Annotated in this window: 17 protein-coding genes; 10 read left to right on the forward strand and 7 right to left on the reverse strand. The window is 73.3% G+C overall.

From position 1 onward, the window contains the following. Positions 1-26 precede the first annotated feature (26 nt). The 3 genes from groL to ACZ6W9_RS00355 all read left to right on the forward strand — a co-directional run bounded on the left by groL (position 27) and on the right by ACZ6W9_RS00355 (position 2,876). Positions 27-1,652: a chaperonin GroEL gene (groL, locus tag ACZ6W9_RS00345; RefSeq protein ID WP_362942339.1), complete on the forward strand. Its 1,626-nt coding sequence runs from the start codon at positions 27-29 to the stop codon at positions 1,650-1,652. Between the two features lie 275 nt (positions 1,653-1,927). Further along, the gene (locus ACZ6W9_RS00350; RefSeq protein ID WP_189246777.1) at positions 1,928-2,566 is read left to right on the forward strand and encodes a sigma-70 family RNA polymerase sigma factor; all 639 of its coding nucleotides are present in this window, start codon (positions 1,928-1,930) and stop codon (positions 2,564-2,566) included. Between the two features lie 91 nt (positions 2,567-2,657). Further along, complete coding sequence (locus ACZ6W9_RS00355) at positions 2,658-2,876, forward strand: hypothetical protein (RefSeq protein ID WP_389958074.1); 219 nt, start codon at positions 2,658-2,660, stop codon at positions 2,874-2,876. On the opposite strand, the gene ACZ6W9_RS00360 is transcribed toward ACZ6W9_RS00355, so the two are convergent. Next, positions 2,837-3,214: a DUF5319 family protein gene (locus ACZ6W9_RS00360; protein ID WP_179819626.1), complete on the reverse strand. Its 378-nt coding sequence runs from the start codon at positions 3,212-3,214 to the stop codon at positions 2,837-2,839. The genes ACZ6W9_RS00355 and ACZ6W9_RS00360 overlap by 40 nt on opposite strands. A 297-nt stretch (positions 3,215-3,511) precedes the next feature. On the opposite strand from ACZ6W9_RS00360, the gene guaB reads away from it, so the two are divergent. The 3 genes from guaB (at position 3,512) to ACZ6W9_RS00375 (ending at position 7,444) form a co-directional block, all read left to right on the forward strand. Next, on the forward strand, positions 3,512-4,993 hold the full coding sequence (gene guaB / locus ACZ6W9_RS00365) for an IMP dehydrogenase (protein WP_389958078.1): 1,482 nt from the start codon (positions 3,512-3,514) through the stop codon (positions 4,991-4,993). A 141-nt stretch (positions 4,994-5,134) separates the two neighbouring features. After that, positions 5,135-6,253, forward strand: coding sequence for a GuaB3 family IMP dehydrogenase-related protein (locus tag ACZ6W9_RS00370; RefSeq protein WP_389958081.1), 1,119 nt, complete (start codon positions 5,135-5,137; stop codon positions 6,251-6,253). A 135-nt stretch (positions 6,254-6,388) separates the two neighbouring features. After that, on the forward strand, positions 6,389-7,444 hold the full coding sequence (locus ACZ6W9_RS00375) for a hypothetical protein (RefSeq protein WP_470116459.1): 1,056 nt from the start codon (positions 6,389-6,391) through the stop codon (positions 7,442-7,444). Positions 7,445-7,534: 90 nt separating this feature from the next. Here the strand turns inward: ACZ6W9_RS00375 and ACZ6W9_RS00380 are convergent, their stop codons facing one another. From ACZ6W9_RS00380 to ACZ6W9_RS00395, 4 genes are all read right to left on the reverse strand, one after another. After that, positions 7,535-8,359, reverse strand: coding sequence for a class II fructose-bisphosphate aldolase (locus ACZ6W9_RS00380; protein WP_470116460.1), 825 nt, complete (start codon positions 8,357-8,359; stop codon positions 7,535-7,537). Between the two features lie 96 nt (positions 8,360-8,455). Continuing rightward, entirely contained in the window at positions 8,456-9,694 is a 1,239-nt protein-coding gene (locus ACZ6W9_RS00385) for a 1-phosphofructokinase family hexose kinase (RefSeq protein ID WP_470116461.1), read from the reverse strand. Between the two features lie 142 nt (positions 9,695-9,836). After that, positions 9,837-10,973, reverse strand: coding sequence for an N-acetylglucosamine-6-phosphate deacetylase (gene nagA, locus ACZ6W9_RS00390; protein ID WP_470116462.1), 1,137 nt, complete (start codon positions 10,971-10,973; stop codon positions 9,837-9,839). A 110-nt stretch (positions 10,974-11,083) separates the two neighbouring features. Beyond that, a complete protein-coding gene (locus tag ACZ6W9_RS00395; RefSeq protein WP_470116463.1) occupies positions 11,084-11,980 on the reverse strand; it encodes an SIS domain-containing protein in 897 nt (298 codons plus the stop codon). Positions 11,981-12,079: 99 nt separating this feature from the next. On the opposite strand from ACZ6W9_RS00395, the gene ACZ6W9_RS00400 reads away from it, so the two are divergent. Together ACZ6W9_RS00400 and ACZ6W9_RS00405 are read left to right on the forward strand one after the other, a co-directional pair. Further along, a complete protein-coding gene (locus tag ACZ6W9_RS00400) occupies positions 12,080-12,850 on the forward strand; it encodes a DeoR/GlpR family DNA-binding transcription regulator (RefSeq protein WP_470116464.1) in 771 nt (256 codons plus the stop codon). A gap of 266 nt (positions 12,851-13,116) precedes the next feature. Further along, positions 13,117-14,853 (forward strand): glycerol-3-phosphate dehydrogenase/oxidase, encoded by a 1,737-nt coding sequence (locus ACZ6W9_RS00405; RefSeq protein WP_389958099.1) that lies wholly within the window; start codon positions 13,117-13,119, stop codon positions 14,851-14,853. A 104-nt stretch (positions 14,854-14,957) separates the two neighbouring features. Here the strand turns inward: ACZ6W9_RS00405 and ACZ6W9_RS00410 are convergent, their stop codons facing one another. Further along, on the reverse strand, positions 14,958-17,858 hold the full coding sequence (locus tag ACZ6W9_RS00410; RefSeq protein ID WP_389958102.1) for a M36 family metallopeptidase: 2,901 nt from the start codon (positions 17,856-17,858) through the stop codon (positions 14,958-14,960). A 376-nt stretch (positions 17,859-18,234) separates the two neighbouring features. Between ACZ6W9_RS00410 and ACZ6W9_RS00415 the strand changes: the two genes are divergently transcribed. Further along, on the forward strand, positions 18,235-19,692 hold the full coding sequence (locus tag ACZ6W9_RS00415) for an alpha/beta fold hydrolase (RefSeq protein WP_470116465.1): 1,458 nt from the start codon (positions 18,235-18,237) through the stop codon (positions 19,690-19,692). A 146-nt stretch (positions 19,693-19,838) separates the two neighbouring features. Here the strand turns inward: ACZ6W9_RS00415 and ACZ6W9_RS00420 are convergent, their stop codons facing one another. Beyond that, on the reverse strand, positions 19,839-22,070 hold the full coding sequence (locus ACZ6W9_RS00420) for a beta-propeller domain-containing protein (RefSeq protein ID WP_470116466.1): 2,232 nt from the start codon (positions 22,068-22,070) through the stop codon (positions 19,839-19,841). 85 nt (positions 22,071-22,155) lie between these two features. Between ACZ6W9_RS00420 and ACZ6W9_RS00425 the strand changes: the two genes are divergently transcribed. Continuing rightward, positions 22,156-23,721, forward strand: a complete 1,566-nt coding sequence (locus ACZ6W9_RS00425; RefSeq protein WP_470116467.1) for a succinic semialdehyde dehydrogenase — start codon at positions 22,156-22,158, stop codon at positions 23,719-23,721. Positions 23,722-23,768 lie beyond the last annotated feature (47 nt).

A 23,768-nucleotide genomic window follows, 5' to 3' on the forward strand; every position in this document is an offset into this window, starting at 1 on the left:
CCCGTGTGCCCCCAGAGAGGACTGTCATGCCCAAGATCCTGTCGTTCGAGGAGGACGCCCGCCGCTCGCTGGAGCGCGGTGTCAACGCCCTCGCCGACGCCGTCAAGGTGACCCTCGGCCCGCGCGGCCGCAACGTCGTCATCGACAAGAAGTTCGGCGCTCCCACCATCACCAACGACGGCGTCACCATCGCCCGCGAGGTGGAGCTGGAGAAGCCGTACGAGAACCTCGGCGCGCAGCTCGCCAAGGAAGTCGCGACGAAGACCAACGACATCGCCGGTGACGGCACGACCACCGCGACCGTCCTGGCCCAGGCGATGGTCCGCGAGGGTCTGCGCAACGTCGCCGCCGGCGCCCAGCCGCTGAGCCTCAAGCGGGGCATCGACCTCGCGGCCAAGGCCGTCAGCGACAGGCTGGTCGAGTCCGCCCGTCCGGTCGCGGACAAGAAGGAGATCGCCCACGTGGCGACGATCTCCGCCCAGGACGCCAAGATCGGCGACCTGATCGCCGAGGCGTTCGACAAGGTGGGCAAGGACGGTGTCATCACCGTCGAAGAGTCCAACACCATGGGCCTGGAGCTGGAGTTCACCGAGGGCCTCCAGTTCGACAAGGGCTACCTGTCGCCCTACATGGTGACCGACCAGGAGCGCATGGAGGCGGTCCTGGAGGACCCCTACATCCTGATCACCCAGGGCAAGATCTCCTCCGTCGCGGACTTCCTGCCGCTTCTGGAGAAGGTCGCGCAGACCAAGAAGGCGCTGCTGGTCATCGCCGAGGACGTCGAGGGCGAGGCCCTGGCGGTCCTGGTGACCAACAAGATCCGCGGCACCTTCACCTCCGTCGCCGTCAAGGCTCCGGGCTTCGGTGACCGCCGCAAGGCCATGCTCCAGGACATCGCCATCCTCACCGGCGGTCAGGTCGTCAGCGAGGAGATCGGCCTCAAGCTGGAGCACGTCGGCCTCGAGGTGCTCGGCACGGCCCGCCGCGTCGTGATCACCAAGGACGCCACCACCGTCGTGGACGGCGCCGGCGAGGCGCAGGCGATCGAGGACCGCGTCCGCGAGATCAAGGTCGCCATCGAGCAGGCGGACTCCGACTGGGACCGCGAGAAGCTGCAGGAGCGCCTGGCCAAGCTCGCCGGCGGCGTGTGCGTGCTCCGGGTCGGCGCGGCCACCGAGGTGGAGCTCAAGGAGAAGAAGCACCGCCTGGAGGACGCCATCTCCGCGACGCGCGCCGCGATCGAGGAGGGCATCGTCTCGGGCGGCGGCTCCGCGCTCGTCCACGTCTCCAAGGCCCTTGACGACCTGGGCCTGAGCGGCGACGAGGCGACCGGCGTCAACGTGGTCCGCCGGGCGCTCGTCGAGCCGGCCCGCTGGATCGCCGAGAATGCCGGCATGGAGGGCTACGTCGTGACCTCCAAGGTCTCCGAGCTCCCGGTCGGCCACGGCCTGAACGCCGCGAGCGGCGAGTACGGCGACCTGATCGCCCAGGGCGTCATCGACCCGGTCAAGGTCACCCGTTCGGCCGTCCAGAACGCCGCCTCCATCGCCGGCATGCTGCTGACGACCGAGGCCCTCGTGGTGGACAAGCCCGAGGAGGAGGCCCCGGCCGCCGCCGGTGGTCACGGCCACGGCCACGGTCACGGCCACTGATCCTCATGATCGGCCGGTACGGCCCGTGTCCCGTTCGGGACGCGGGCCGTACGCGTTTCCGGGTAAACCGAAAGGGGCCCCAAAGCGTCACCGCGGTGAGCGGGTAAGAGAAACACCCTTATGGGAAATCACTGACATATTAGGCCGCTCTATGAAATATATTTTCATCGCGTGACCCTTACTGTCGTCGTTTGATTACACCGGGTTATCGGCGCGTCAATGTGACCAATCCGTAGCCGTTGGTCATGGGGACAGGCCCGAGCGATACGGGCATCATGCGTAACGTGACCGAGGGATGCGTCGCCGACGCCAAAAGAGGGGTAAGGCTTGCGACGAGGTCTGAAGGGAGCGCCCACAGGGATGACCTCAAGGATCTGACAAGCCTCGCAGTTCAAGGTGACCGAACGGCGATCGAAAGTCTGATCGCACAGTTACGGCCAATGGTCGTCCGTTATTGCCGCGCTCGTCTGGGCCGGGTTTCCGGTCAGTATCACATCGCGGACGACGTGGCCCAGGAGGTGTGCATCGCGGTGCTCTCCGCGCTGCCCCGCTACCGCGACATGGGACGCCCTTTCGCGTCCTTCGTCTTCGGCATCGCCTCCCACAAGGTGGCCGATGCCCTGCGCAGCTCCGTGCGCTCGGCCGTGCCCACGCAGGACCTGCCGGACGGGCCCGACGACGGGCCCGGCCCGGAGGAGACCGTGGTGCGCTACATCGAGGCCGAGCACGCGCGCAGGCTGCTGTCCAGGCTCCCCGACAACCAGCGGGAGCTGCTCATCCTGCGGGTGGTGTCGGGCCTGTCCGCCGAGGAGACGGGTAATGTACTGGGCATGTCACCAGGAGCGGTTCGCGTCGCCCAGCATCGGGCGCTGGCTCGCCTCCGGGCGATGGCGGAGCTGGAGTCGACGGCTTGACCCCGAACCCGTCGAGTGGTGCCCGGCGAGGGCCGCGCCGTCCCCGGCGCGGATCCGGCCGGGCCGGTGAGCACCTCGATCGAGCGCGGGCATGACCACCGTCCACCCGTTCCGTCCGGCGCGCGAGCGCGGGCCGGACGACGGCCGCTCGTACGACGGCGCGGCCGTGGCCGGGACCGAAGCCCTGCTGGAGGCGCTCTCCCGCAGGGAGGCCGTCCCCACCGCGGATCCGGCGATCGCCCTGCTCGCGGCGCTGGTCGACGACGTCGATCAGCGGCGTTCCTCGGTGTCGATCACACCGTCGACGTAGCCCCTGGCGTACTCCCAGGTGACGTAGTCGCTCGGGTCGGGCTGATAGGCGGGCTCGTGCACCTGCGGCCAGCCTTTCTCGATCATCTGGCGCAGGTTGCCGCGCAGAAGCTCCCAGCCGAAGTAGTGCTGCTCGCCGCACTCCGGGCAGTCGAGGACCAGCCCGAGCACACCGTGCGGTTCGAGCAGGGAACGGAAGACCTCCACGTCGGCCAGGTCGGTCATGGCCTCGTCGCGTTCGGCGGAGGTCAGCGGTTCGGCGTCGCCCGGCTCCCCCAGGGTCGCCGCCGGATCGTCGGGGTCGTCCGCGAACGGGTCGCGTGGGACATCGTCGAGCACTATCCCACCATATGACCTCGATGCAACGGGCAGGTCCCGAACCGTCCGAGCCGTCCGGGACGTGACATCCGCGGTGGATCGTGCGGCGTCCGCGCCGGACCCGCCGGGGCCCGCGCCCCGCGCCCGGAAACCCGTGAACCCGGAGACCTCGCCCGCGCATGGCGGCGTCCCGGGTCCCCGCGTCCGCGTCCGGGTTTCGCGCCCCGCGTCCCCTGCTCGGAAGCCAGACCCTAAACTTGCGTACGGGGGCCGGCGCCTTTCCCCAGCCATGAGAGCGCCGATGCAGAAGGGTTGCAGATGGCCAAGTTCACCGAACCGGGACTCACGTTCGACGACGTGCTCCTCGTGCCCGCCTTCTCGGACCTCCAGCCGGGTGAGGCCGACACCCGTACCCGCCTGTCACGCGGGATCACGCTGAGCATCCCGCTGATCTCCGCGGCGATGGACACGGTCACCGAGGCCCGGATGGCGGTGGCGATGGCCCGCCAGGGCGGCATCGGCATCCTGCACCGCAACCTCTCCATCGAGGACCAGGCCCAGCAGGCGGACCTCGTCAAGCGCTCCGAGGCCGGGATGGTGACCAACCCCGTCACCTGCTCGCCGGACGACTCCCTCGCCGACGTCGAGCGTCTGTGCGGCACCTACCGCATCTCCGGCGTCCCGGTGACCGACGCCGACGGCGTGCTCGTCGGCATCGTCACCAACCGCGACATGCGCTTCGAGACCGACCACGGCCGCCCGGTGCGCGAGGTCATGACCCCCATGCCGCTGGTCACCGCGCCGGTCGGCGTCTCCAGGGACGACGCGTTCGACCTGCTCAGGAAGAACAAGATCGAGAAGCTGCCGCTGGTCGACCCCGCCGGGCGGCTCCGCGGGCTCATCACCGTCAAGGACTTCACCAAGAGCGAGCAGTACCCCCTCGCCACCAAGGACGCCGACGGGCGGCTCGTCGTGGGGGCGGCCGTCGGCGTCGGCGGCGACGCCGAGAAGCGGGCCTCCGCCCTCATCGAGGCCGGGGTGGACGTGATCATCGTCGACGTCGCGCACGGCCACTCCAAGGGCCTCGCCGACATGATCGCCAAGATCAAGGCCAACAGCGGCGTCGAGGTGATCGGCGGCAACATCGCCACCCGCGCCGGCGCCCAGATGCTGGTCGACGCCGGTGCCGACGCGGTCAAGGTCGGCGTCGGGCCGGGCTCCATCTGCACCACCCGCGTGGTCGCCGGCGTCGGCGCCCCGCAGGTGACGGCCATCCACGAGGCGTCCCTGGCGGCCGGACCGGCCGGGGTGCCGGTGATCGGCGACGGCGGTCTGCAGTATTCCGGCGACATCGTCAAGGCCATCGCGGCCGGCGCCGACACGGTCATGCTCGGCTCGCTGCTGGCGGGCTGCGAGGAGTCGCCGGGCGAGCTGATCTTCATCAACGGCAAGCAGTTCAAGTCCTACCGCGGCATGGGCTCGCTCGGCGCGGTCCGCAACCGCGAGCGCGGCGGCGCCTCCTTCAGCAAGGACCGCTACGCCCAGGCCGACGTCGGCGGCGAGGACAAGTTCATCCCCGAGGGCATCGAGGGCCAGGTCCCCTACCGCGGCCCGGTCGCCGCGGTCGCCCACCAGCTCGTCGGCGGCCTTCGCCAGGGCATGTGGTACTCCGGGTGCCGCACGATCGCGGAGATGCACGTCCGGTGCGAGCTCATGCCGATCACCGCGGCGGGCCTCAAGGAGAGCCACCCCCACGACATCCAGATGACGGTCGAGGCCCCCAACTACCACCGCCGGTAGAGGGTACGGCCGCGGAGGCCCGGGGCGGACGACGAAACGACCGACTCGTACCAGGCGCGCCGAGCGGGCGGGCCGGGACGGCGGGTACGGCTCACGCCGATCGGGTGCGCCGCACCCGCACGAAATGGGAAAGACAGGCATATGACTCAGGTGGAGATCGGGCGCGGCAAGAACGGCCGTCGTGCCTACGCGCTGGACGAGATCGGCATCGTCCCGTCCCGGCGTACCCGCGACCCGGAGGAGGTCTCGATCGCCTGGCAGATCGACGCCTACCGGTTCGAGCTGCCCGTCGTGGTGAGCCCGATGGACAGCGTCGTCTCGCCCGCGACCGCGATCGAGGTCGGCCGGCTCGGCGGCCTCGCCGTACTCGACCTCGAAGGGCTGTGGACCCGCTACGACGACCCGGCGTCCCTGCTGTCCGAGGTCGCCGAACTCCCGGGTGAGGCCGGCACCCGGCGGCTCCAGGAGATCTACAACGCGCCGATCAAGGAGGAGCTGATCGGCCGCCGCATCGCGGAGATCCGCGAGGCCGGGGTGACCACGGCCGTCCGGCTGTCCCCGCAGCGAACGGTCCAGTACCACAAGGCCGTCATCGACGCGGGCGTGGACATCTTCGTGATCCGCGGCACCACGGTCTCCGCCGAGCACGTCTCCGGACGCGCCGAGCCGCTGAACCTCAAGCAGTTCATCTACGAGCTCGACGTCCCGGTGATCGTGGGCGGCTGCGCCACCTACACCGCCGCGCTGCACCTGATGCGGACCGGCGCGGCCGGCGTGCTGGTCGGCTTCGGTGGCGGCGCCTCGCACACCACCCGCACCGTGCTGGGCGTGGCGGTCCCGATGGCCACCGCGATCTCCGACGTGGCCGCGGCCCGCCGCGACTACATGGACGAGTCGGGCGGCCGCTACGTCCACGTGATCGCCGACGGCGGCATGGGCACCTCCGGTGACATCGCCAAGGCCATCGCCTGCGGCGCGGACGCGGTCATGGTCGGCTCGCCGCTGGCCCGGGCCGCCGAGGCCCCCGGACGCGGCTTCCACTGGGGCTCCGAGGCCCAGCACCCCGAGCTGCCCCGGGGCAAGCGGGTGAAGTTCGACACGGTCGGGACGCTGGAGCAGATCCTGCACGGCCCCTCCTCGGTCGCCGACGGCTCGATGAACCTCATGGGCGCGCTCAAGCGCACGATGGCCACCGCCGGGTACTCCGACCTGAAGGAGTTCCAGCGCGTCGAGGTCGTCGTCGCCCCGCAGGGCAGCTGACGTCCCGCCCCCGGCGCCCTGAGGCCGCGGCGCCGGGGTACGGCCGCGTGGCGGCCGTGGAACGCGCGACGTCGGACAAACGTGAGTGACGGGCGCGAAAATGACGTATGACGGAAAATCTGTGAACATTCCCCTGTGCCCGATGACCCACGGCTCCGTGTCGCCCTCAGCGAGGGGCCGTTCCACGCAGCGCTGCGTGCCGCGGTGGAGGCGCGGGGCCTGACCCTGGAGCGGCTCCGCCGGGGACTGGAGGAGCGCGGGCTGCGGGTCGGGATGACGAGTCTGAGCTACTGGCAGCAGGGCCTGCGTCGTCCGGAACGGCCCGAGTCGCTGCGCGCCGTACGCGGGCTGGAGGAGATCCTCGCCCTGCCGCCGCGATCCCTGATGGGGCTTCTCGGCCCGCCGCGCCCCCGGGGCCGCGGGCAGGGCACGCGGTCCCCGGAGGACGACGGGGGGCCCGCCGCCCCGCCCGCCGGGTCGGCGCACACCCTGTCGGCGCTGCTCCATGACCTGGACGGGGTGGCCGACGACCGCCGCCTGCACGTCACCGCGATGTACGAGACCCTGCAGATCGGGGCCGACCGCAGCGCCACGCGGCGCGAGACGCTCCAGGTGGTGCGGGCCCGCCGGGACGATCCCGACCGGTTCATCATGGTCTACCGGGGCGACCTGGGATGCGACGTGGAGCGCGTGCGGATCAGGGCGCTGGAGGACTGCCGGGTCGGCCGGATCCGGCGCGACGGGGCGACCGCGCTGGTGGTGGCCGAGCTGCTGTTCGGCCGGGCGCTGGAGGCGGGCGAGACCCAGGTGATCCGTTACGAGCTCGCCGACCCGAGCGGCGTGGAGACCACCGAGTACGAGCGGATCTTCCGGCTCCCCGCCGACCAGTACGTCCTGCGGGTCGCCTTCTCCCCGGTCGCGCTCCCGGGCCGCGTCCGCCGCTTCACCTGCCACACCCCCGGCCGGGGCGAACGCGAACCGGGGACCCACCGGTCAGGAGAGCGCGGGCCGGACGACCACGGGCCGGGAGAGCACGGGCCGGGAGAACGCGGGCTGGACGCCCACGTTTCCGCATCGGACGGGTACGAGCGGGTGGAGACGGAGCTGACCCTCAACGCGCACCACGCGGCCCACCTGGTGACCGGGCCGTTCGGACCGGGCGCGGTCGGCGTCCGCTGGGACTGGCCCTGATCGGTCCGCCCGGCGCCCGGGCCCCGAGGCGGCCGTTCGGAGAGCCCGGTGGCCCCCGGCCTTCCGGAAAGCCGGCCGGGGACACCGGGCTCAGCCCGCCAGGACGCCCAGGAGCCTGGTGACCTCGGCGGCGACGGCCGTACGGCCCGACCCCAGGTACCTGCGGGTGTCCACGACCTTCTCGTCGGCCGCCAGGTGCTCGCGGACCGCGCGGGTGAAGGCCGCGTTGAGGTGCGTGGCGATGTTGATCTTCTTCATGCCCTGCCGTACGGCGGCGCGCAGGGTCTCGTCGGGCACGCCCGAGGAGCCGTGGAGCACCAGCGGCACCGGTACGGCGGCGCGCAGCCTCCCGATCAGCTCCAGGTCGAGGACGGCGTCCTTGACGGTCATGGCGTGGGAGCTGCCCACCGCCACGGCCAGCGCGTCGACGCCGGTCCTGGCGACGTAGTCCACCGCCTCGTGCGGCCTGGTCCTGACGCCCGGCGCGTGCACCCCGTCCTTGCCACCGACCTCGCCGAGCTCCGCCTCCACCCAGACGCCGCGTCCGTGGCACAGCGCGACCACCTCGGCGGTGGCCGCCACGTTCTCCTCGTCGGGCAGCGCCGAGGCGTCGAACATCACCGAACCCAGGCCCAGCTCCAGGGCCTCCTCCACCAGCGCGCGGTCGGTGGCGTGGTCGAGATGCACCGCGACGGGGACCGCCGCCGCGCGGGCCACCGCGAGCGACGCGGCCGCGATCGGGGCCAGTGCTCCGTGGAAGCGGACGCAGTTCTCGCTGATCTGCAGCACGACCGGCATGCCCGCGGCCTCCGCGCCGGCGACGATCGCCTCGGCGTGCTCCAGCTGGATGACGTTGAACGCGCCGACGCCCGCCGGGGCGGCGTCGATGATGTCTCCGATGCCGGCGACAGGCATGGTCACTCCTTCGTCAGGGGGCCGGGACCCGGTTCTTCGGGGACCCGGTTCTTCGGGGGGTCGGGATTCTTCAGGACCCGGGATCCGGGGGACGGGTCATGGGCGGATCGGGTCCACCCGGATGCCGGGGTGGACCCGCCGGAACGTCTCCTCGTCGAAGTCGCCCGCGACCGGCGCCGCCACCGCGGCCGCGCCCAGGGCCGCCGCGCGGCGCAGCCGGTCCGGCCAGGGCGTGCCCTCCACCAAGCCCAGCGCCAGCCCCGCGACGAGCGCGTCACCGGCCCCGGTCGGGTTCCCCGCCACCCGGTACGGCATGACCGCCCGCCAGGCCCCCTCGGGGGTCACCGCCAGGAGCCCGTCCGCGCCGAGGGAGACCACGACCGACTCCGCTCCGTCGCGCCGCAGCACCTCGGCCCCGGCCAGCGCGCCGGCGACCGGCGCCTGCCCGATCTCCGGAAGACCGATCCCCGGAACACCGGCTTCCGGGCCACGAGCCTCCGAACCGCTGTACCGCGCCCCGCCGCCCCCTGGAACGCCGTCCCGCGTCCGGGGGTCCACGGCGGACAGGGCGCGGGCGAGCTCCTCGGCATTGGGCTTGAGGACGGCGGGACGGCCCGCCGGGGCGGCGCGGAGCGGCTCGCCGTCGGCGTCCACGATCGCCGGGACGCCCCGCTCGCGGGCCCGTGCGGCGAGTTCGGCGTAGAAGGCGGCCGGGACCCCGGGAGGCAGGCTGCCGGAGATCACGACGGCCGCGGCCCCTCGGAGCCGCCGGTCGTAACCGCGCAGGAAGTCGTCCAGCTCCGCATCGGTGACCACCGGGCCGGGCTCGTTGAACAGGGCCGTGCGCGGATCGGCCGTCCGGGCCGGGGCCGCGTCCTCCCGTACGGAGCCGGAACCGCGCGGAACACCGGGGGCGTCCGGGGGCGTACCCGTCCGTGCCGGATCATTCGGGACCGTACCCGCAGGTGCCGGATCATCCGGGGAGGCGCCGGGCGGGGCCGTGCCGTACGGGAGTGGAGCCGGGTCGCAGACCGCGAGGGTGGCGCGCGATTCGGCGGCGATGGGGGTGAGGGCGGCGGGCAGGCCCGCCGCGGACAGGTCGGCTTCGGCGGCCCCGCCGTTCGGCCCGCCGGCCAGGCCGGTGACGAGGACGTCGCATCCGAGGGCGGCCAGCACCCTGGCCACGTTGATCCCCTTGCCGCCGGCCCTGCGGTGGACGGACCGCACCCGGTTGACGCCGTCCCAGTCGACGCCGCCGGTCACGTAGGTGACGTCCAGCGCCAGGTTGAGCGTGACGGTGAGGATCGTTCCGGAACCGGCGGCGGGGGAGCTCATCGGGGACCTTTCGGCGGGACGCCCGTACCCGGTGGCGGGGGACGTCGGCTCGGGGACTTTCGGCGGCGCGTCCGGCCCCGGCCGGGGCGGGCGCCGGCTCGGGGACCTTCCGGCGGGACGCCCGGACCGGTGGGATCGGGCGTCAACGGGGTTCGGTGATCCAGTTTCCGCGCCTCATGACGCCCGCGACCTCCAGGTCGCCGGTGAGGACCACCAGGTCGGCCTGCCTGCCCACGGAGACGGACCCGAGGCGGTCGTCGAGGCCGAGCACCCGCGCCGGGGTGAGCGCGGTGACCTCGGCGGCCTCGGTCATGGACAGCCCGGCCTCCTGGACGGCGCGGCGGAAGGCGACGTCCATGGTGAGCGTGCTGCCAGCGATGGAGCCGCCCTCGGCGAGCCGGGCGACACCGCCGGTGACCTCGACCTTCATCGGGCCGAGCCGGTAGGAGCCGTCGCCCATGCCGGCCGCCGCCATCGCGTCGGTGACCAGGGCGGTCCGGGCGGGCCCCGCGACGTCGTAGGCCAGGCGGGTCATCGCCGGATGCAGGTGCACCCCGTCGTTGATCAGCTCGACCGTGACGCGCTCGTCCCCCAGCAGTGCGGCGATCGGCCCCGGCTCCCGGTGGTGCAGCGGCGGCATCGCGTTGTACAGGTGCGTCGCGACACTCGCGCCGGCGTCGATGCCGGCGAGGGTCTGCTCGTAGGTGGCGTCGCTGTGACCGAGGGCGGCGATCACGCCGCTGCCCGCCGCCTCCCGGACGGTGTCCAGCGCGCCGGGCAGCTCCGCGGCGATGGTGAGCATCCGGACGTGCCCCCTGCCCGCCGCGAGCAGCCCGGCGAGCTCCCCGGGTGAGGGGTCGCGCAGCAGGGCCGGGTCGTGCGCGCCGCAGCGCGCCCGGGAGATGTAGGGGCCCTCGAAGTGGACGCCTGCGAGCAGGCCGTCCTCGCACAGGTCGGCCAGGGCGGAGGTGGCGCGGGTCAGGTCGTCCAGGCTCGCGGTGACCAGGCTCGCCATCAGCGTGGTGGTGCCGTGCCGGGCGTGCAGATCGGCGATCCGGCGCGCCTCGTCCTGGTCGCCGTTCGGGAAGGAGCCGCCCGCCCCGCCGTGGCAGTGGATGTCGACGAAGCCCGGAACGACGTACCGGCCCGCGAGGCTGTGCCCCGGCCCGGGGGCGGGGCCCCGGCCCACGTGGGTGATGCGGCCGTCCTCCACGGTGAGCCAGCCTTCGTGCACGCCTCCGGGGGTCACGACACGGGCGTCGGCGAGAGTGATGCTCATGGTCCTATCCTCTCCGGTTCCCGGCCTGCCCGGTTCGCGGCGGTACGGCGATGGCCGTCATGAGGCGCACGGCCACGGGGGCTCCTTCCCTTCTCGCGCCGGCCGGGGAGTCAGCCGGGGAGGACGACGGAACGGGTCAGGTGCATCGGCCGGTCGGGGTCGAGCCCGGCGGCGCGGGCGCGCGCCACCGCCACCCGCTGCACCCTGACGAGTTCGGCCATGGGGTCGAGGGCGCTCTCCACGAACGATCCGCCGGTGGCCTCCACCTCGCCGCGCAGGCCGCCGGGGGCCTCGCCGAGCATCCAGGTGATCCGGCCGGGCCCGGCGATGCTGATCGGGCCGTGCCGGTACTCCATCGCCGGGTAGGACTCGGTCCACGCCCGGCACGCCTCGCGCATCTTCAGCGCGGCCTCCAGGGCCAGGCCGTACGTCCAGCCGCGGCCCAGGAACGTGAACTGCTCGGCGGAGACCGGCTCCTCTGGCAGCGGCTCGGCGAGCGCCCGTTCGGCGTCGGCGACCGCGGCGGAGAGGTCCTCGCCGAGGTGGGCGCGGAGCAGGGCGAGCTGGGTGGTGGCGAAGCGGGTCTGCACGACCGACTCCTCGTCGGCGAAGTCCAGCACCACGACCTCGCCGGCCAGCGTCATGACCGGGGTCGAGGGGTCGGCGGTGATCGCCGTCGTGGGCGTGCCGGCGGCCTTCAGCAGTTCCAGCAGCTCCAGCACCTCGGTGGTGGTGCCCGAGCGGGTCAGCGCGAGCACCCGGTCGTAGGAGCGCCCCGCCGGGGCCTCGGAGGCGGCGAAGGCGTCGGTCTCGCCGTGCCCGGCCCGCTCGCGCAGGGCCGCGTACGCCTGGGCGATGAACCAGGAGGTGCCGCAGCCGACGACGGCCACCCGCTCGCCCCGGCGCGGGAGCGCGCCCGTGGGCACCTCGGCGACGCGGCGCCAGCAGTCCGGCTGCGATGCGATCTCGGCCTCGGTGCGCGTGGTCCCGGCGGTCCCGTCCGTCACGGCGTGCCTCCCATGGTTCGTTTGTGATTGATTTATAGCAGAAATGAGCAAGTTTGCGCAGGGGTGAGTTTCCCGCCGGGCTGTGCCAGGCTGGTCACCGTGAGCCGCTATGAGCGCTGGAACGCGATCCTCGAACTGCTCTCGCAGGAGGGGAGCCTGTCGGTGGAACGGGCCGCCGAGGCTCTCGACGTCTCCACGGCCACCGTCCGCCGCGACTTCGACCAGCTCGCCCAGCAGCAGATGCTCACCCGCACGCGTGGCGGCGCGGTCGCGCAGAGCGTCAGCTACGACCTGCCGTTGCGCTACAAGACGGCCCGCCGCGCCGGGGAGAAGCAGCGGATCGCACGGGCCGCGGCCGAGCTGGTGGAACCCGGCGCGGTCGTCGGTGTGAACGGCGGCACGACCACCTCCGAGGTCGCCCGGGAGCTGGCCCTGCGCGCCGACCCGGAGATCGGCTTCACCCTCGTCACGAACGCCCTGAACATCGCCGCGGAGCTGACCGTGCGGCGGCACGTGAAGATCGTCCTGACCGGCGGGGTGGCGAGGCCGCAGTCGTACGAGCTGATCGGCCCGCTGGCGTCCGGGGTGCTGGAACGGGTCTCCCTCGACATCGCGTTCCTCGGCGTGGACGCGATCGACCCCGAGGCGGGCGCGTCGGCCCGCCACGAGGGCGAGGCCGAGGTCAACGATCTCCTGATCGGCCGGGCGGCCCGGGTCGTCGTGGTGGCCGACGCCTCCAAGGTCGGCCACCGGGCCTTCGCCCGGATCTGCCCGATCGACGCCGTCGACGTCCTCGTCACCGACGGGAGCCTGCCCGGCGAGGCCGCGGCGCGGTTCGCCGAGGCGGGCGTGGAGGTGATCCGCGCCTGACCCCATGCCCGGCTTGCGCCTGGCCCCTAGCCTGACCCCGCGCCCGGCCCGCGTCCGCGCCCGGTCCCGGCTCGCGCCTGACCTCGGTCCGCGCCCGGTCCCGGCTCGTGCCCGGTCCGCCGGTACGGCCCCGCCGTACGGCGGGCGTGGCAGGGGGATGTGGCGCTGATCTCACCCGCCGGACGCTACCCACCGGTAGTGCTTTCCGGTCTTGTGGGGTAGATACCCCGCGCAAGGTGACATTCCAACCCCCAGGGGGATGCAGCATGACGGTGCGAACGAGCACGGCACGCCTAGGTCCCGAGGAGCGGAGCACCGCGCTGGCGCAGATGGCCGCCCGGGAACTCGACGTGGTGGTGATCGGCGGCGGGGTCGTCGGCGCCGGCGTCGCTCTCGACGCGGTCACCCGCGGGCTGAGCGTCGGCCTGCTGGAGGCCCGCGACTTCGCCTCCGGAACCTCCTCCAGATCCTCCAAACTCATCCACGGCGGCCTGCGTTACCTGGAACAACTCAACTTCGACCTCGTCAGGGAGGCGCTGCAGGAGCGGGCCCTGCTGCTGCAGCGGATCGCCCCGCACCTGGTCCGCCCGGTGCCGTTCCTCTTCCCCCTCACGCACACCGGCTGGGAGCGCCCGTACGTCGGGGCCGGCCTGGTGATGTACGACTCGCTGGGCTTCTCCTTCGGGTACACCCGGGGTGTGCCCGGCCACCGCCACCTGTCGCGCAGGAGGGCGCTGCGGCTCTCGCCCGCGCTGCGCAAGTCGGCGTTCACCGGCGCCGTGCAGTACTGGGACGCGCAGGTGGACGACGCCCGCTACGTGATGACCACGCTGCGGACCGCCGCCACCTACGGCGCGCACGTCTCCTCCCGCACGCAGGTGATCGGCTTCCTGCGCGAGGGCGAGCGGGTAACCGGGGTCCGGGTGCGCGACCTGGAGGCCGGGACCGAACTGGACGTGCGGGCCCGGCAGGTCGTCAACGCCACCGGCGTGTGGACCGACGACATCCAGGAGCTGGTGGGCGGACGGGGGCAGATCCACGTCCGCGCCTCCAAGGGCGTCCACCTGCTCGTGCCGCGCGACCGGATCCACTCCCTCACCGGGATCATCCTGCGCACCGAGAAGTCGGTGCTCTTCGTCATCCCCTGGGGACGGCACTGGATCATCGGGACCACCGACACCCGCTGGGAGCTCGACCGGGCGCACCCGGCGGCCTCCCGGGCGGACATCGACTACGTGCTGGAACACGTCAACGCGGTGCTGTCCGTGCCGCTGACCCGCGACGACGTCGAGGGCGTCTACGCCGGGCTGCGGCCGCTGCTGTCGGGGGAGTCGGAGGAGACCTCCAAGCTCTCCCGCGAGCACGTGGTGGCCCACCCGGTGCCGGGGCTGGTCATGGTGGCCGGAGGCAAGTACACGACCTACCGGGTCATGGCCAAGGACGCGGTGGACGCCGTGGCCCACGGGCTCGACCAGCGGGTCCCGCGCTCGTGCACGGACAGGATCCCGCTGGCCGGGGCCGAGGGCTACCAGGCGCTGTGGAACGCGCGGCAGCGGCTGGCGGCCTCCTCCGGGCTGCACGTCGCGCGGATCGAGCACCTGCTCCAGCGGTACGGTTCCATGATCGGTGAGGTTCTCACGCTGATCGAGGAGGACCCGTCGCTGGCGCGGCCGCTGGCCGGCGCCGACGACTACCTCCGGGCGGAGATCGTCTACGCCGCCACCCACGAGGGCGCCCGCCACCTGGACGACGTGCTGGCCCGGCGGACGCACATCTCGATCGAGACCTTCCACCGCGGCCTGGCCGTCGCGCAGGAGGCCGCCGAGCTGATCGCCGGCCCGCTGGGCTGGGGCGAGGAGCAGATCCGGCGCGAGGTGGAGTACTACACCAAGCGGGTCGAGGCCGAGCGCCTGTCCCAGGAGCAGGACACCGACCAGGAGGCCGACGCGGTCCGCCTGGGCGCCCCCGACGTGGTGCCCGCGGTGGTGCCGAGAAGCGCGTGACCGGGTCCGGGCCCGGGGCCGGGACCGGATCACCGAGGTGGGCCGCGGATGGCGACGGCCCCTTGACCAGGCGCCTGGTCAAGGGGCCGCGGTGAGCCGATGGGTCAGTGGGAGAACGCCTGGAACTCGGCGGCGCGGAGCTGGTCCCTGGCGGGGCTCGCGGTCGCGCAGTCGGTGGCGGAGTTGGGGTCGGCGTCCTGCTCGCCGGCGTAGAGCGGGTTGCCGGTGCACTGGGTGGACACCGCCCGCAGCATCAGGTGGGTCGCCTTGGTCGTGGGGATCCGGAACGACTTGATCAGCAGGTCGGCGCCGCGCGGACGCGGCAGCCGGGTGGCGAAGGCGTCCTGCGGGCTGGTGTAGACGACCTTGTAGGACTCCGGTGACGCGCAGTCCCCGGCGGTGGCGTCGCAGGCCAGGACCTCGAAGGCGCGCAGAGCGCTGAAGCGGTTCTGGCCGCCGGGGTCGGCCGGGTCGTTCACGTTGGGCCGCAGCATGGCGCTGACCTGGACCCGGCGGACGGTGGCGGGGGCGGTCCCGGTCAGGTCCACCGTGACGCCCCTGCCCTTGACCGGGCCGGTGAGCGAGGCCCAGTTCGTCGCCTCGGTCTCGTCGATCAGCTTGTCCTGGTTGACCCCGTCGCCGGACGTCGTCGCGCCCAGCGCGGCCGAGGCGAGGTTCTTCGGCAGGGGAAGCGGCAGCGGCAGCTTCACACCGGGCAGCACCGCGAACTTCACCCGGGTGTGCCCGTACCCGGCGCCGGTCACCACGAAGTCGTACACGCCCGGCGTCATCTCCACGGTGTCGCCCAGCTCGGTCGCCGGGTCGGTGTCGGCCACCGGTACGGCGCGGCCCTCGTAGTCGCCGACGTAGAGCCGCAGTTTCGCGTCCTTGGCGTCGAGCAGCGGCTTGAGCTGGAGCTTCCCGTTCTTTCCTGCCGGGTCGGTGAAGCTCGGGGTGGGGTCGGGGTCGTTCTGGCCGTTGCTGGCCGCGCCCTCGCCCAGACCGTGCCCGGCGAACGCCCGCCACATGATGTCCTGGTTCCTGCCACCGAAGCGGAGGGCGTCGGCGGCGAGCAGTGCGTCGCGGTGGTCGACGTAGCTGACCGCGCCGGAGGCCATCAGCAGCAGCGCGTCGAAGGAGACCTGCGCCCAGCGGCGGTTGCCCGGGCACTTCTCCACGGGTGTCCTGCCCTCGGCGCACGCCCTCTGCTGCGCGGGGGTGCCCTTGCCGTACCGGCGCAGGAACGCCTCGCGCACGTCGAACTGGGTGGCCGACCAGATCTCGCCGTCGGCGTGCACCTGCTGGCCGACGATGTCGTAGGCGATGTCGCTGTAGTTCAGCGGCGAGCGGGACATGTCGTAGTTGCGGATGCCCGCCTTCTGGTCGCCGGTGACGTAGCCGCCGGTGACGTACGGCGTCTCGCCCGCGGGGCGGAAGCCGTTCTCGTAGAGGTACTCCATGGCGAACAGGTCGGAGGTGCTCTCGTTCATGGCGCCGGGTTGGGCGCCGCTCCACCCGGCGGTCGGCCCGGCGATCATGCGGCCGGAGATCGCGTGGGTGTACTCGTGGCCGATGACCGACATGTCGTAGTCGCCGTCCACGCAGGGGGAGTAGAACGCGCCGGCGATCGACTGCCACAGGTACATGTTGGTGATCGGGGCGACCCCGTCGGGGCCGGTGATCTGGTTGGCGTTGTCGCGCACGCTGAACACCCGGGCGCCGGCCTGGGCGTTGCCCTGCTCGGGGTCGCCGCCGAGGCCACCGCGGGAGCCGTTGTCCTTCTGCATGTTCCACGCGGTCTCGGTGAAGCCGAGACGGTAGGACCAGTCGTGCATCCGGTTGTGCATGACGTGCAGGTTCGCGATCGCGGCCTCCAGGTCGGCCTCGCCCGGCTGGTCGAAGGCGGCGGGGTCGCACTTCGCGGTGTACCACCGGTTCGTCCACGGGTAGACATATTTGCGGTCCGGCGTGGTCACGTTGCTCCGGGTGCCGACGCTGTACGGGTTGTCGCTGGCGCGGTTCTCGACGGTCCTGGCCGAGTTGCCGACGCTGGTGCGGGTCGGCTCGCCGGTCGCGTGGTCGACGTCCCATGCCCGGCCGGTCGCGGCGTCGCCGGTGACCTGGTCGCAGCCGGGACCGGCGACGTGGCACCAGGTCGCCCGGGTGTCGGACGAGGAGTAGTCGGCCGGCGGGTTCGCGGTGAAGGCGGCCCAGCGCGGGTCGGGGTCGTCGGAGGCGTGGTCCACGAGGTTCTCGCGGGTCAGGATCTCCCCGCTGACCGCGTCCACGTGCGTGGTGTACCCGGCGGGCTCGCCCTCGGCGCCGCCGATGACGACGACCTGGAAGGCGCTGTGCGTCCCGTCGGGCGCGGGCACCGCCACCGGGGTCGCCGTCCTGGTCGTCGCCGTGGCCAGGTCGATCCCGCCGTCCCGGGCGGCGATCTCCAGTGCCCGCTGCGCGGTGATGGCGGCGGCAGGGGGAGGCGCGGTGGAACGTGACAGGGTGGAGGTGACGTGGACCACCTTCCCGCCCGTCACGCCGATCGCCACCTGCCCGTCCACGCCCGCGGGCAGGCCGCCGAACCTCTGCCGCAGCAGTACGGCGTGGCCGTCCCCGATCGGGTTGACCGCGACCTTCTCCAGGGCGTCCACGGCCTCGCCGGACAGTCCGAAGAGGGGCTCGTTGGCCTTGAGGTAGTCCCGCGCGGCCCGTTCGGGGTCGGCGTCCAGCCCTTCGGCGAGCGGTGCGGAGGCGGTGACGACGGCCGGGGTGCCGAGGGCGTTCCACCTGATCGTCGCGGTCCGGGCGGATCTGGCCATCGAGGCCGGGGGCGCGACGTGGCCGCGGCGGTTGTCCACGTCGGGCTTGCCGTGCTGTTCGGCCTGGAAGTCGTGGATCTCGGGGGTCTGCCCCGAGGGCGCCCGCTGGGCGTCGGCGGGCAGGGGAAGGGCGATCACGGCGGCGGCCGCGAGGGCGGTGACGCGTAGCCAGGGTCTGGGGGGCAAAGATCCTCCTGCGCGGGGACGGCCGTCGCCGGCCGGTCACACGTGGCGCACGCGTGATGCGCACACACAACACCGGTTCTTATCTCCTGACAAGATCTTGTAAAAGACCATATGTCGATATAAGGGACCGGCGCGGAGAGCCGGAAAGGCCACGTCCATACGGGATTCCGGACCGCCCCCGGGCGGATCCCGACCCCGGGTCATCCCGGGCGGATCCCGACCCCGGATCGTCCCGGGCGGATCCCGATCCCGGGTCGTCCCGGCCGGATCCCGTTTCCACATCGCCCTGGCCGGATCTCGATTCCGGGTCGTTCCGGCCGGATCTCAGGGAGATCCCGGAGCCGGAGACCGGTCCCGGGGTGGTCCACTGGACGCCGTGGCCCTACGAAGATCCAGCGGTCCCGCCGGGGCCGGCGACCCCGGTGGACCCGACGACTCCGGCGACTCCGGCGGCGCCGCCGGTTCCGCGGGCTCCGGCGGTCCGGACGACCCCGGGGACCCCGCCGGTTCCGCGGGTTCCGGTGGTCCGGACGGCTCCAGCCGCCGCCCGTCGCGTACGGTGACCTGCGCGGCGCTCGCCGGGGCGACGGCACTCGCCGCGGTGTGCGGCCTCGCCGCGCTGTTCGCCGCGGCGGCCCTCACGCCGGTCCCGGCGGTCTTCACGGCCGCCGGTCTCGCGGTGTTCCTGGCGACCGGCTACGCCGCCGCGGCCCTCGTCGCGGCCTGGCGGATGCCGCCGCCGCGCCGCCGCGCGGCCCGCCGGACGATGTTCGCCGCCGCCTCGCTCCTGCCGGCCGCGGTGTTCGCCTGGGCGGCTCTGGTCCCGCCGCCCGTCCCGGCCCCGGCCACCGTCACGGTGCCCGGTGCCCGCCGGGTCGAGGTGTCCACCGGGTCCCGCCTGGAGGTCCTGCGGCTGCCCGCGCGTACCGCCTCCTCGCGTCGCCCGCCGGTCATCGTGCTGCACGGCGGGCCCGGCGTGCCCGACCTGGCGGCCAACGCCCGGGTGTTCGCCCCGCTCACCGGGCACGGATACGACGTCTACCTCTACGCCCAGCTCGGCACCGGGACCTCGACCCGGCTGGCCGACCCGCGCGGCTACTCCGCCGCCCGCGACGTCGCCGACCTGGAGGCGCTGCGCCTCGGCCTCGGCCTCGACCGGGTCGTGCTCGTCGGCCACTCCTACGGCGGCGGGCTCGCCGCACGCTATCTCGCCGCCCACCCGGACCGGGTCGCCGGGCTGGTGCTCATCTCGCCGGGCGCGTCCGACCCCGCAGACACCAGCGGGAACCTGGCGAGTGCCCGCCTGGACACCGGGCGGAAGATCAGGACGTACGCCGAACTGCTCGCCCCGCGCGCCCTCCTCGGGTACGGCCTGCTGCAGGTCAGTCCCGGCGCGGCCCACGCCTTCCTGCCCGACGCCGAGGCCGACGCCCGCAACGACAGGGTCCTCGAACTCGCCGAGCCCGCGCTGCACTGCCGAGGCGCCCGGATCGACCGGCCGGCGCGCGGCAGCGGCTTCTACGCGATGCAGTACCCCCAGTCCGCGGGCGCCCCGGCGCGGAGCGACCCCCGGCCGGCGCTGGCCGGGCTGACCACGCCCACCCTGATCCTCAAGGGGTCGTGCGACTACCTGTCCTGGCGGTCGGCCGCCGAGTACCGTCGCCTGCTGCCCCGATCCCGGCTGATCTACCTGCCGGGCACCGGGCACAACCTCCACCGGGACCGTCCGGACACGGTCCTGGCCGCCGTCCTCGCCTTCCTCGACGGCCGGCCGTCACCGGTCCCGCCGTACGAGGGCGCCGGACCACCCGCGGGCTACGAGGGACCGCCGTAGGAACGGGTACGGCGAAGTCCGGCGGGACCTCATGCCACCGGGCCGCCGGGTCACCGGACGCGGAGACCGGGCCGGTTCCGGTGGCCCGCCGGTCCGTCCCGGCATCCGAGTGGACCGGTGGACCGGCGTCCGGGCGGGCCGCCGGGTCAGCCGAACGGGATCCAGGCCCGGTCGGCGAGGCCGTCCAGGGCGCTGACCTTCAGTCCCAGGTCCGAGACCGTCCACAGGTCGTCGCCGATCACGACCGAACGGCGGATGCCCGGGTCGTAGGCGAAGCGGCCGTTGCCATCGTTCCCCGGGCGGGGGTGCGTGATCGTGCCGGTCCGGGTGACCGAGGAGTCGTCGATCCGCAGGACCAGGGCGCCGCCCATGGGCCGCTCACCGCTCCAGGAGTTCAGCGGGACGACGGCGGTGCCGGTGGCGGGCCAGTAGAGGAAGGCGTGCGGGTCCCACTCGGCCTCGGAGCCGGAGTCCTTGGCGAACATCCGCGACAGCAGGCGCGGGGCGGCCGGGTCGGAGACGTCGAACAGCGACACCTGGGTGCCGAGCGTGCGGCCCTTCTCGCTCGCCTCCTGCCCGATGCCGATCAGCCGTCCGTCGCCCGCCGGATGCAGGTAGGCGGAGTAGCCGCTGATCTTCAGCTCACCGGTCGCCCGGGGGGCCTTCGGGTCGCGCAGGTCCAGCGTGTAGAGCGGGTCCACCTGCCGGAACGTCACCACGTAGCCGATCGGCCCGGCGAAGCGGACCGAGTAGATCCGCTCGCCCCGGCCCAGCCCGCCGACCTCGCCGACCTTCCCCAGGGTCCGGGCGTCCAGCACGTACACGGCGCTGGAGGAGTCACGCTCCCCGGCCGCCGGGTCCGAAGGGTCGGCCGAGGTGGTGGCGACCCGCAGATGCCCCTCGTACTCCGACAGGGAGTACTGGTTGAGCAGCCGTCCGGGGACCTTCCCGGAGGCGACGTAGCGCGGCGCCCCGGGAGCGCCGATGTCGAACCGGTGGATCTCGGTCTCCTCCGGCGGCAGGGACGGCGTCGGCTCGGGAGCCGTCGTCTCAGGGGCGGCCGTCCCGGACGCGGTCTCGGCCGTGGCCGTGACCGTGACCGTGGGCGGCACGGGGACCGGCTCGGAGGGGGTCGGCTCGTCGCGGGGCGCCTGCGCGGTGTTCGCGGGCGTCGCCGTTCCCGGACCGGGAGCCGGGGACTTCACCGGGACCACCGGTGTCGCCGGCTCCGTCGCGGCGGGTGTGGCCTTCGGCGCGTCCTCGACGGGCGGCTCGACCGGCCGGGGCCACAGCATGCGCGGGTTGCTGGTCACGTACAGGCTGGAGGCGGTGCCGTACACCGTGTCGCCGTCGGCCGCCACGCTGATCGGGTCCGGTGCGGCGATGCCCTTCGCGCCCGCGGCCAGATCGACGCTGTAGACGGTCAGCATCGACGTGCCGGTGTACTCGTCGGGGTGGCTGACCCGCTCGCAGCCGACCGTGCCCTTGGTGACGTGCCCCTCGGCGTCCGTCGTCTCGAACGCCGGCAGCCACGCGCCGACCGGGGCCTTGGCCACGACGTCGCGGTTGCGCCTGATCCGCTCGGCGTCCGTCAGGTCGGGGCCGGGGTCGGGGAAGGCGATCTCCGGCTGGCTGCGGACCACGATCCGCACCGTCGAGCCGGTCATCCTGGCGTCCAGGGGCGACCCGGACGCGGTGAGCGTGCCGGTCACCGAGGGCTTGCCCGAGAGGTCCACGAGCACGTACCGCGGCCCGGGGATCGGCGCCCGCTTGGCCATCGCGCCGAAGGGGATCATCCCGCCGCCGGAGAACAGCACCAGCGCCCGGTCGCCGCTGACCAGCAGGTCGGCCGGGGCCCAGCCCTGGTCGCCGTCCACCAGCTTCAGCGTGCCGGTGACCTTCCTGGTGGCGGCGTCCACCACCCGCAGCACGCCCCGGTTGACGACGACCACCCGCCTGCCGTCGGTCTTGACCAGGTCGGGCTCGTCGGCTCCGGCCTCGTGGACATTGGTGGTCGAGTGCTCGGGGACGGCGGTCTTGGCGCGGGCCGCGGAGGTGTCCGAGCGCGCGTCCATGTACATGATCTGCGGCGGGCCCAGGCCCCACGGCCCGACGTTCCGCGCCGCGGCCGACCGCAGCCCCGCCAGCATGTCGTCGCAGCCGTCGTAGGAGACCAGCCTGATCCTGCCCAGGTCGGCCGGCGCCGTACGGCCCGCGTCCTGCCCCGCCTGTTCGCACCCCGAGGCGAGCAGGGCCACGGCGAGGGCCGCGGCGAAGGTGGAGGTGAGGGTGGTGCGGGCGGGGGTGAGGGCGGCGCGGAACGCCGGGCGGGAGGCCGCGCGGGATACGGCGCCGGCCGTACCTGTGGATGTCCTCATGCCCCTACGACGGATCCGGGCCGTGTCCGGTTCGAAGGCTTACCGACCGGTAGCCAGAGCGGCCGCTCCCGAATATTCTTCGAGCATGGCTGTCACCCTTGGCGCTACCAGGACCCTCGACCCGACCATGGTCGAACGCGTCGCCCGGCAGGTGGTCTCGTCCGGAAAGACCCAGGAGATCGTCGCGCCGTTCACCGGCGAGGTCCTCGCCGAGCTGCCCGTCTCCACCGCCGACGACGTCCGCGCCGCCCACGCCCGGGCGCGCGAGGCCCGCGCCGCCTGGGCCGCGCTGCCCGCCGCCGAGCGGGTCCGGCCGTTCATGCGGCTGCACGACGCCATCCTCGACCGGCGCGAGGAGATCCTCGACGTCGTGCAGTGGGAGACCGGCAAGGCGCGCAGGCACGCCTTCGAGGAGGTCCTCGACGTCGCCGGCTGCACGCTGTACTACGCGCGCCGGGCCCCCGGCCTGCTGGAGACCCGCCGCCGCGCGGGCATCTTCCCCGTCGCGACGCGGACCGCCGAGGCGCGCCGGCCCAAGGGGACCGTGGCGCTGATCTCGCCGTGGAACTACCCCCTCTCGCTCGGCGTCACCGACGTGGTCCCGGCGCTGCTCGCGGGCAACACCGTGGTGCACAAGCCCGACACCCAGACCGCGCTGTCCACGCTGTGGACGATCGACCTGCTGGTCTCCCTCGGCATGCCCCGGGAGATCTGGCAGGTCGTCCTCGGCGAGCCCGCCGAGATCGGCGACCCGCTGCTCGACGGCGCCGACTACGTCGCCTTCACCGGTTCCACCCGGGGCGGCCGGAAGATCGCCGAGGCGGCGGCCCGGCGGCTGATCGGCTGTTCGCTGGAGCTCGGCGGCAAGAACCCGATGCTCGTGCTCGACGACGCCGACCTCGACGTCGCCGCCCAGGGCGCGGTCCGCGCCTGCTTCACCAACGCCGGGCAGCTGTGCATCTCCGTCGAGCGGCTCTACGTCCACGACGCCGTGTACGACGCCTTCGCCGAGCGGTTCGTCCGCCAGGCGAAGAACATGCGCCTGGGCGCGGGGCTCGACTGGAGCGTCCAGATGGGCTCCCTCACCTCCCGCCGCCAGCTCGACGCGGTCACCGCCCACGTGGACGACGCCGTCGCCAAGGGCGCGGTCGTCCTGGCCGGCGGCAGGGCCCGGCCGGACCTCGGCCCGCTGTTCTACGAGCCGACGATCCTGGCGGACGTGGACGACAGCATGACCCTGTGCCGCGAGGAGACGTTCGGCCCGGTCGTGTCGCTCTACCGCTTCACCGGCGAGGACGAGGCGGTCGAGCGGGCCAACGACACCTCCTACGGTCTCAACGCCTCCGTCTGGACGCGCGACGTCGCCCGCGGCCGCGCGCTGGCCGCCCGGATCAAGGCCGGGACGGTCAACATCAACGAGGGGTACGGCGCGGCCTACGCCTCCTACGACGCACCCATGGGCGGTATGAAGTCCTCCGGTCTCGGCCGCCGCCACGGCGCCGAGGGCCTGCTGAAGTACACCGAGGCGCAGACGATCTCCAGCCAGGCGACCTGGATGGGCTTCGAGCCGATCCTCGGCATGACGTACGACAGGTACGCCGACACCCTGGCCGGGCTCCTCAAGGCCATGAAGCGGCTGCACCTGAAGTAGGGGGGCGGGCCGCGTGCGGAAACGGGGCGCCCCGGCCGGGCGCGCCG

The sequence above is a fragment of the Streptosporangium sp. NPDC053982 genome (assembly GCF_055585205.1).

What these genes read in the sequence shown, in the direction of transcription:
- nagA (WP_470116462.1), bottom strand. Translation starts at nt 10,973, where the DNA reads ATGAGCATCACTCTCGCCGACGCCCGTGTCGTGACCCCCGGAGGCGTG.
- ACZ6W9_RS00380 (WP_470116460.1), bottom strand. Translation starts at nt 8,359, where the DNA reads ATGCCTGTCGCCGGCATCGGAGACATCATCGACGCCGCCCCGGCGGGC.
- guaB (WP_389958078.1), top strand. Translation starts at nt 3,512, where the DNA reads ATGGCCAAGTTCACCGAACCGGGACTCACGTTCGACGACGTGCTCCTC.
- ACZ6W9_RS00350 (WP_189246777.1), top strand. Translation starts at nt 1,928, where the DNA reads ATGCGTAACGTGACCGAGGGATGCGTCGCCGACGCCAAAAGAGGGGTA.
- ACZ6W9_RS00385 (WP_470116461.1), bottom strand. Translation starts at nt 9,694, where the DNA reads ATGAGCTCCCCCGCCGCCGGTTCCGGAACGATCCTCACCGTCACGCTC.
- ACZ6W9_RS00420 (WP_470116466.1), bottom strand. Translation starts at nt 22,070, where the DNA reads ATGAGGACATCCACAGGTACGGCCGGCGCCGTATCCCGCGCGGCCTCC.
- ACZ6W9_RS00405 (WP_389958099.1), top strand. Translation starts at nt 13,117, where the DNA reads ATGACGGTGCGAACGAGCACGGCACGCCTAGGTCCCGAGGAGCGGAGC.
- ACZ6W9_RS00355 (WP_389958074.1), top strand. Translation starts at nt 2,658, where the DNA reads ATGACCACCGTCCACCCGTTCCGTCCGGCGCGCGAGCGCGGGCCGGAC.
- groL (WP_362942339.1), top strand. Translation starts at nt 27, where the DNA reads ATGCCCAAGATCCTGTCGTTCGAGGAGGACGCCCGCCGCTCGCTGGAG.
- ACZ6W9_RS00370 (WP_389958081.1), top strand. Translation starts at nt 5,135, where the DNA reads ATGACTCAGGTGGAGATCGGGCGCGGCAAGAACGGCCGTCGTGCCTAC.
- ACZ6W9_RS00425 (WP_470116467.1), top strand. Translation starts at nt 22,156, where the DNA reads ATGGCTGTCACCCTTGGCGCTACCAGGACCCTCGACCCGACCATGGTC.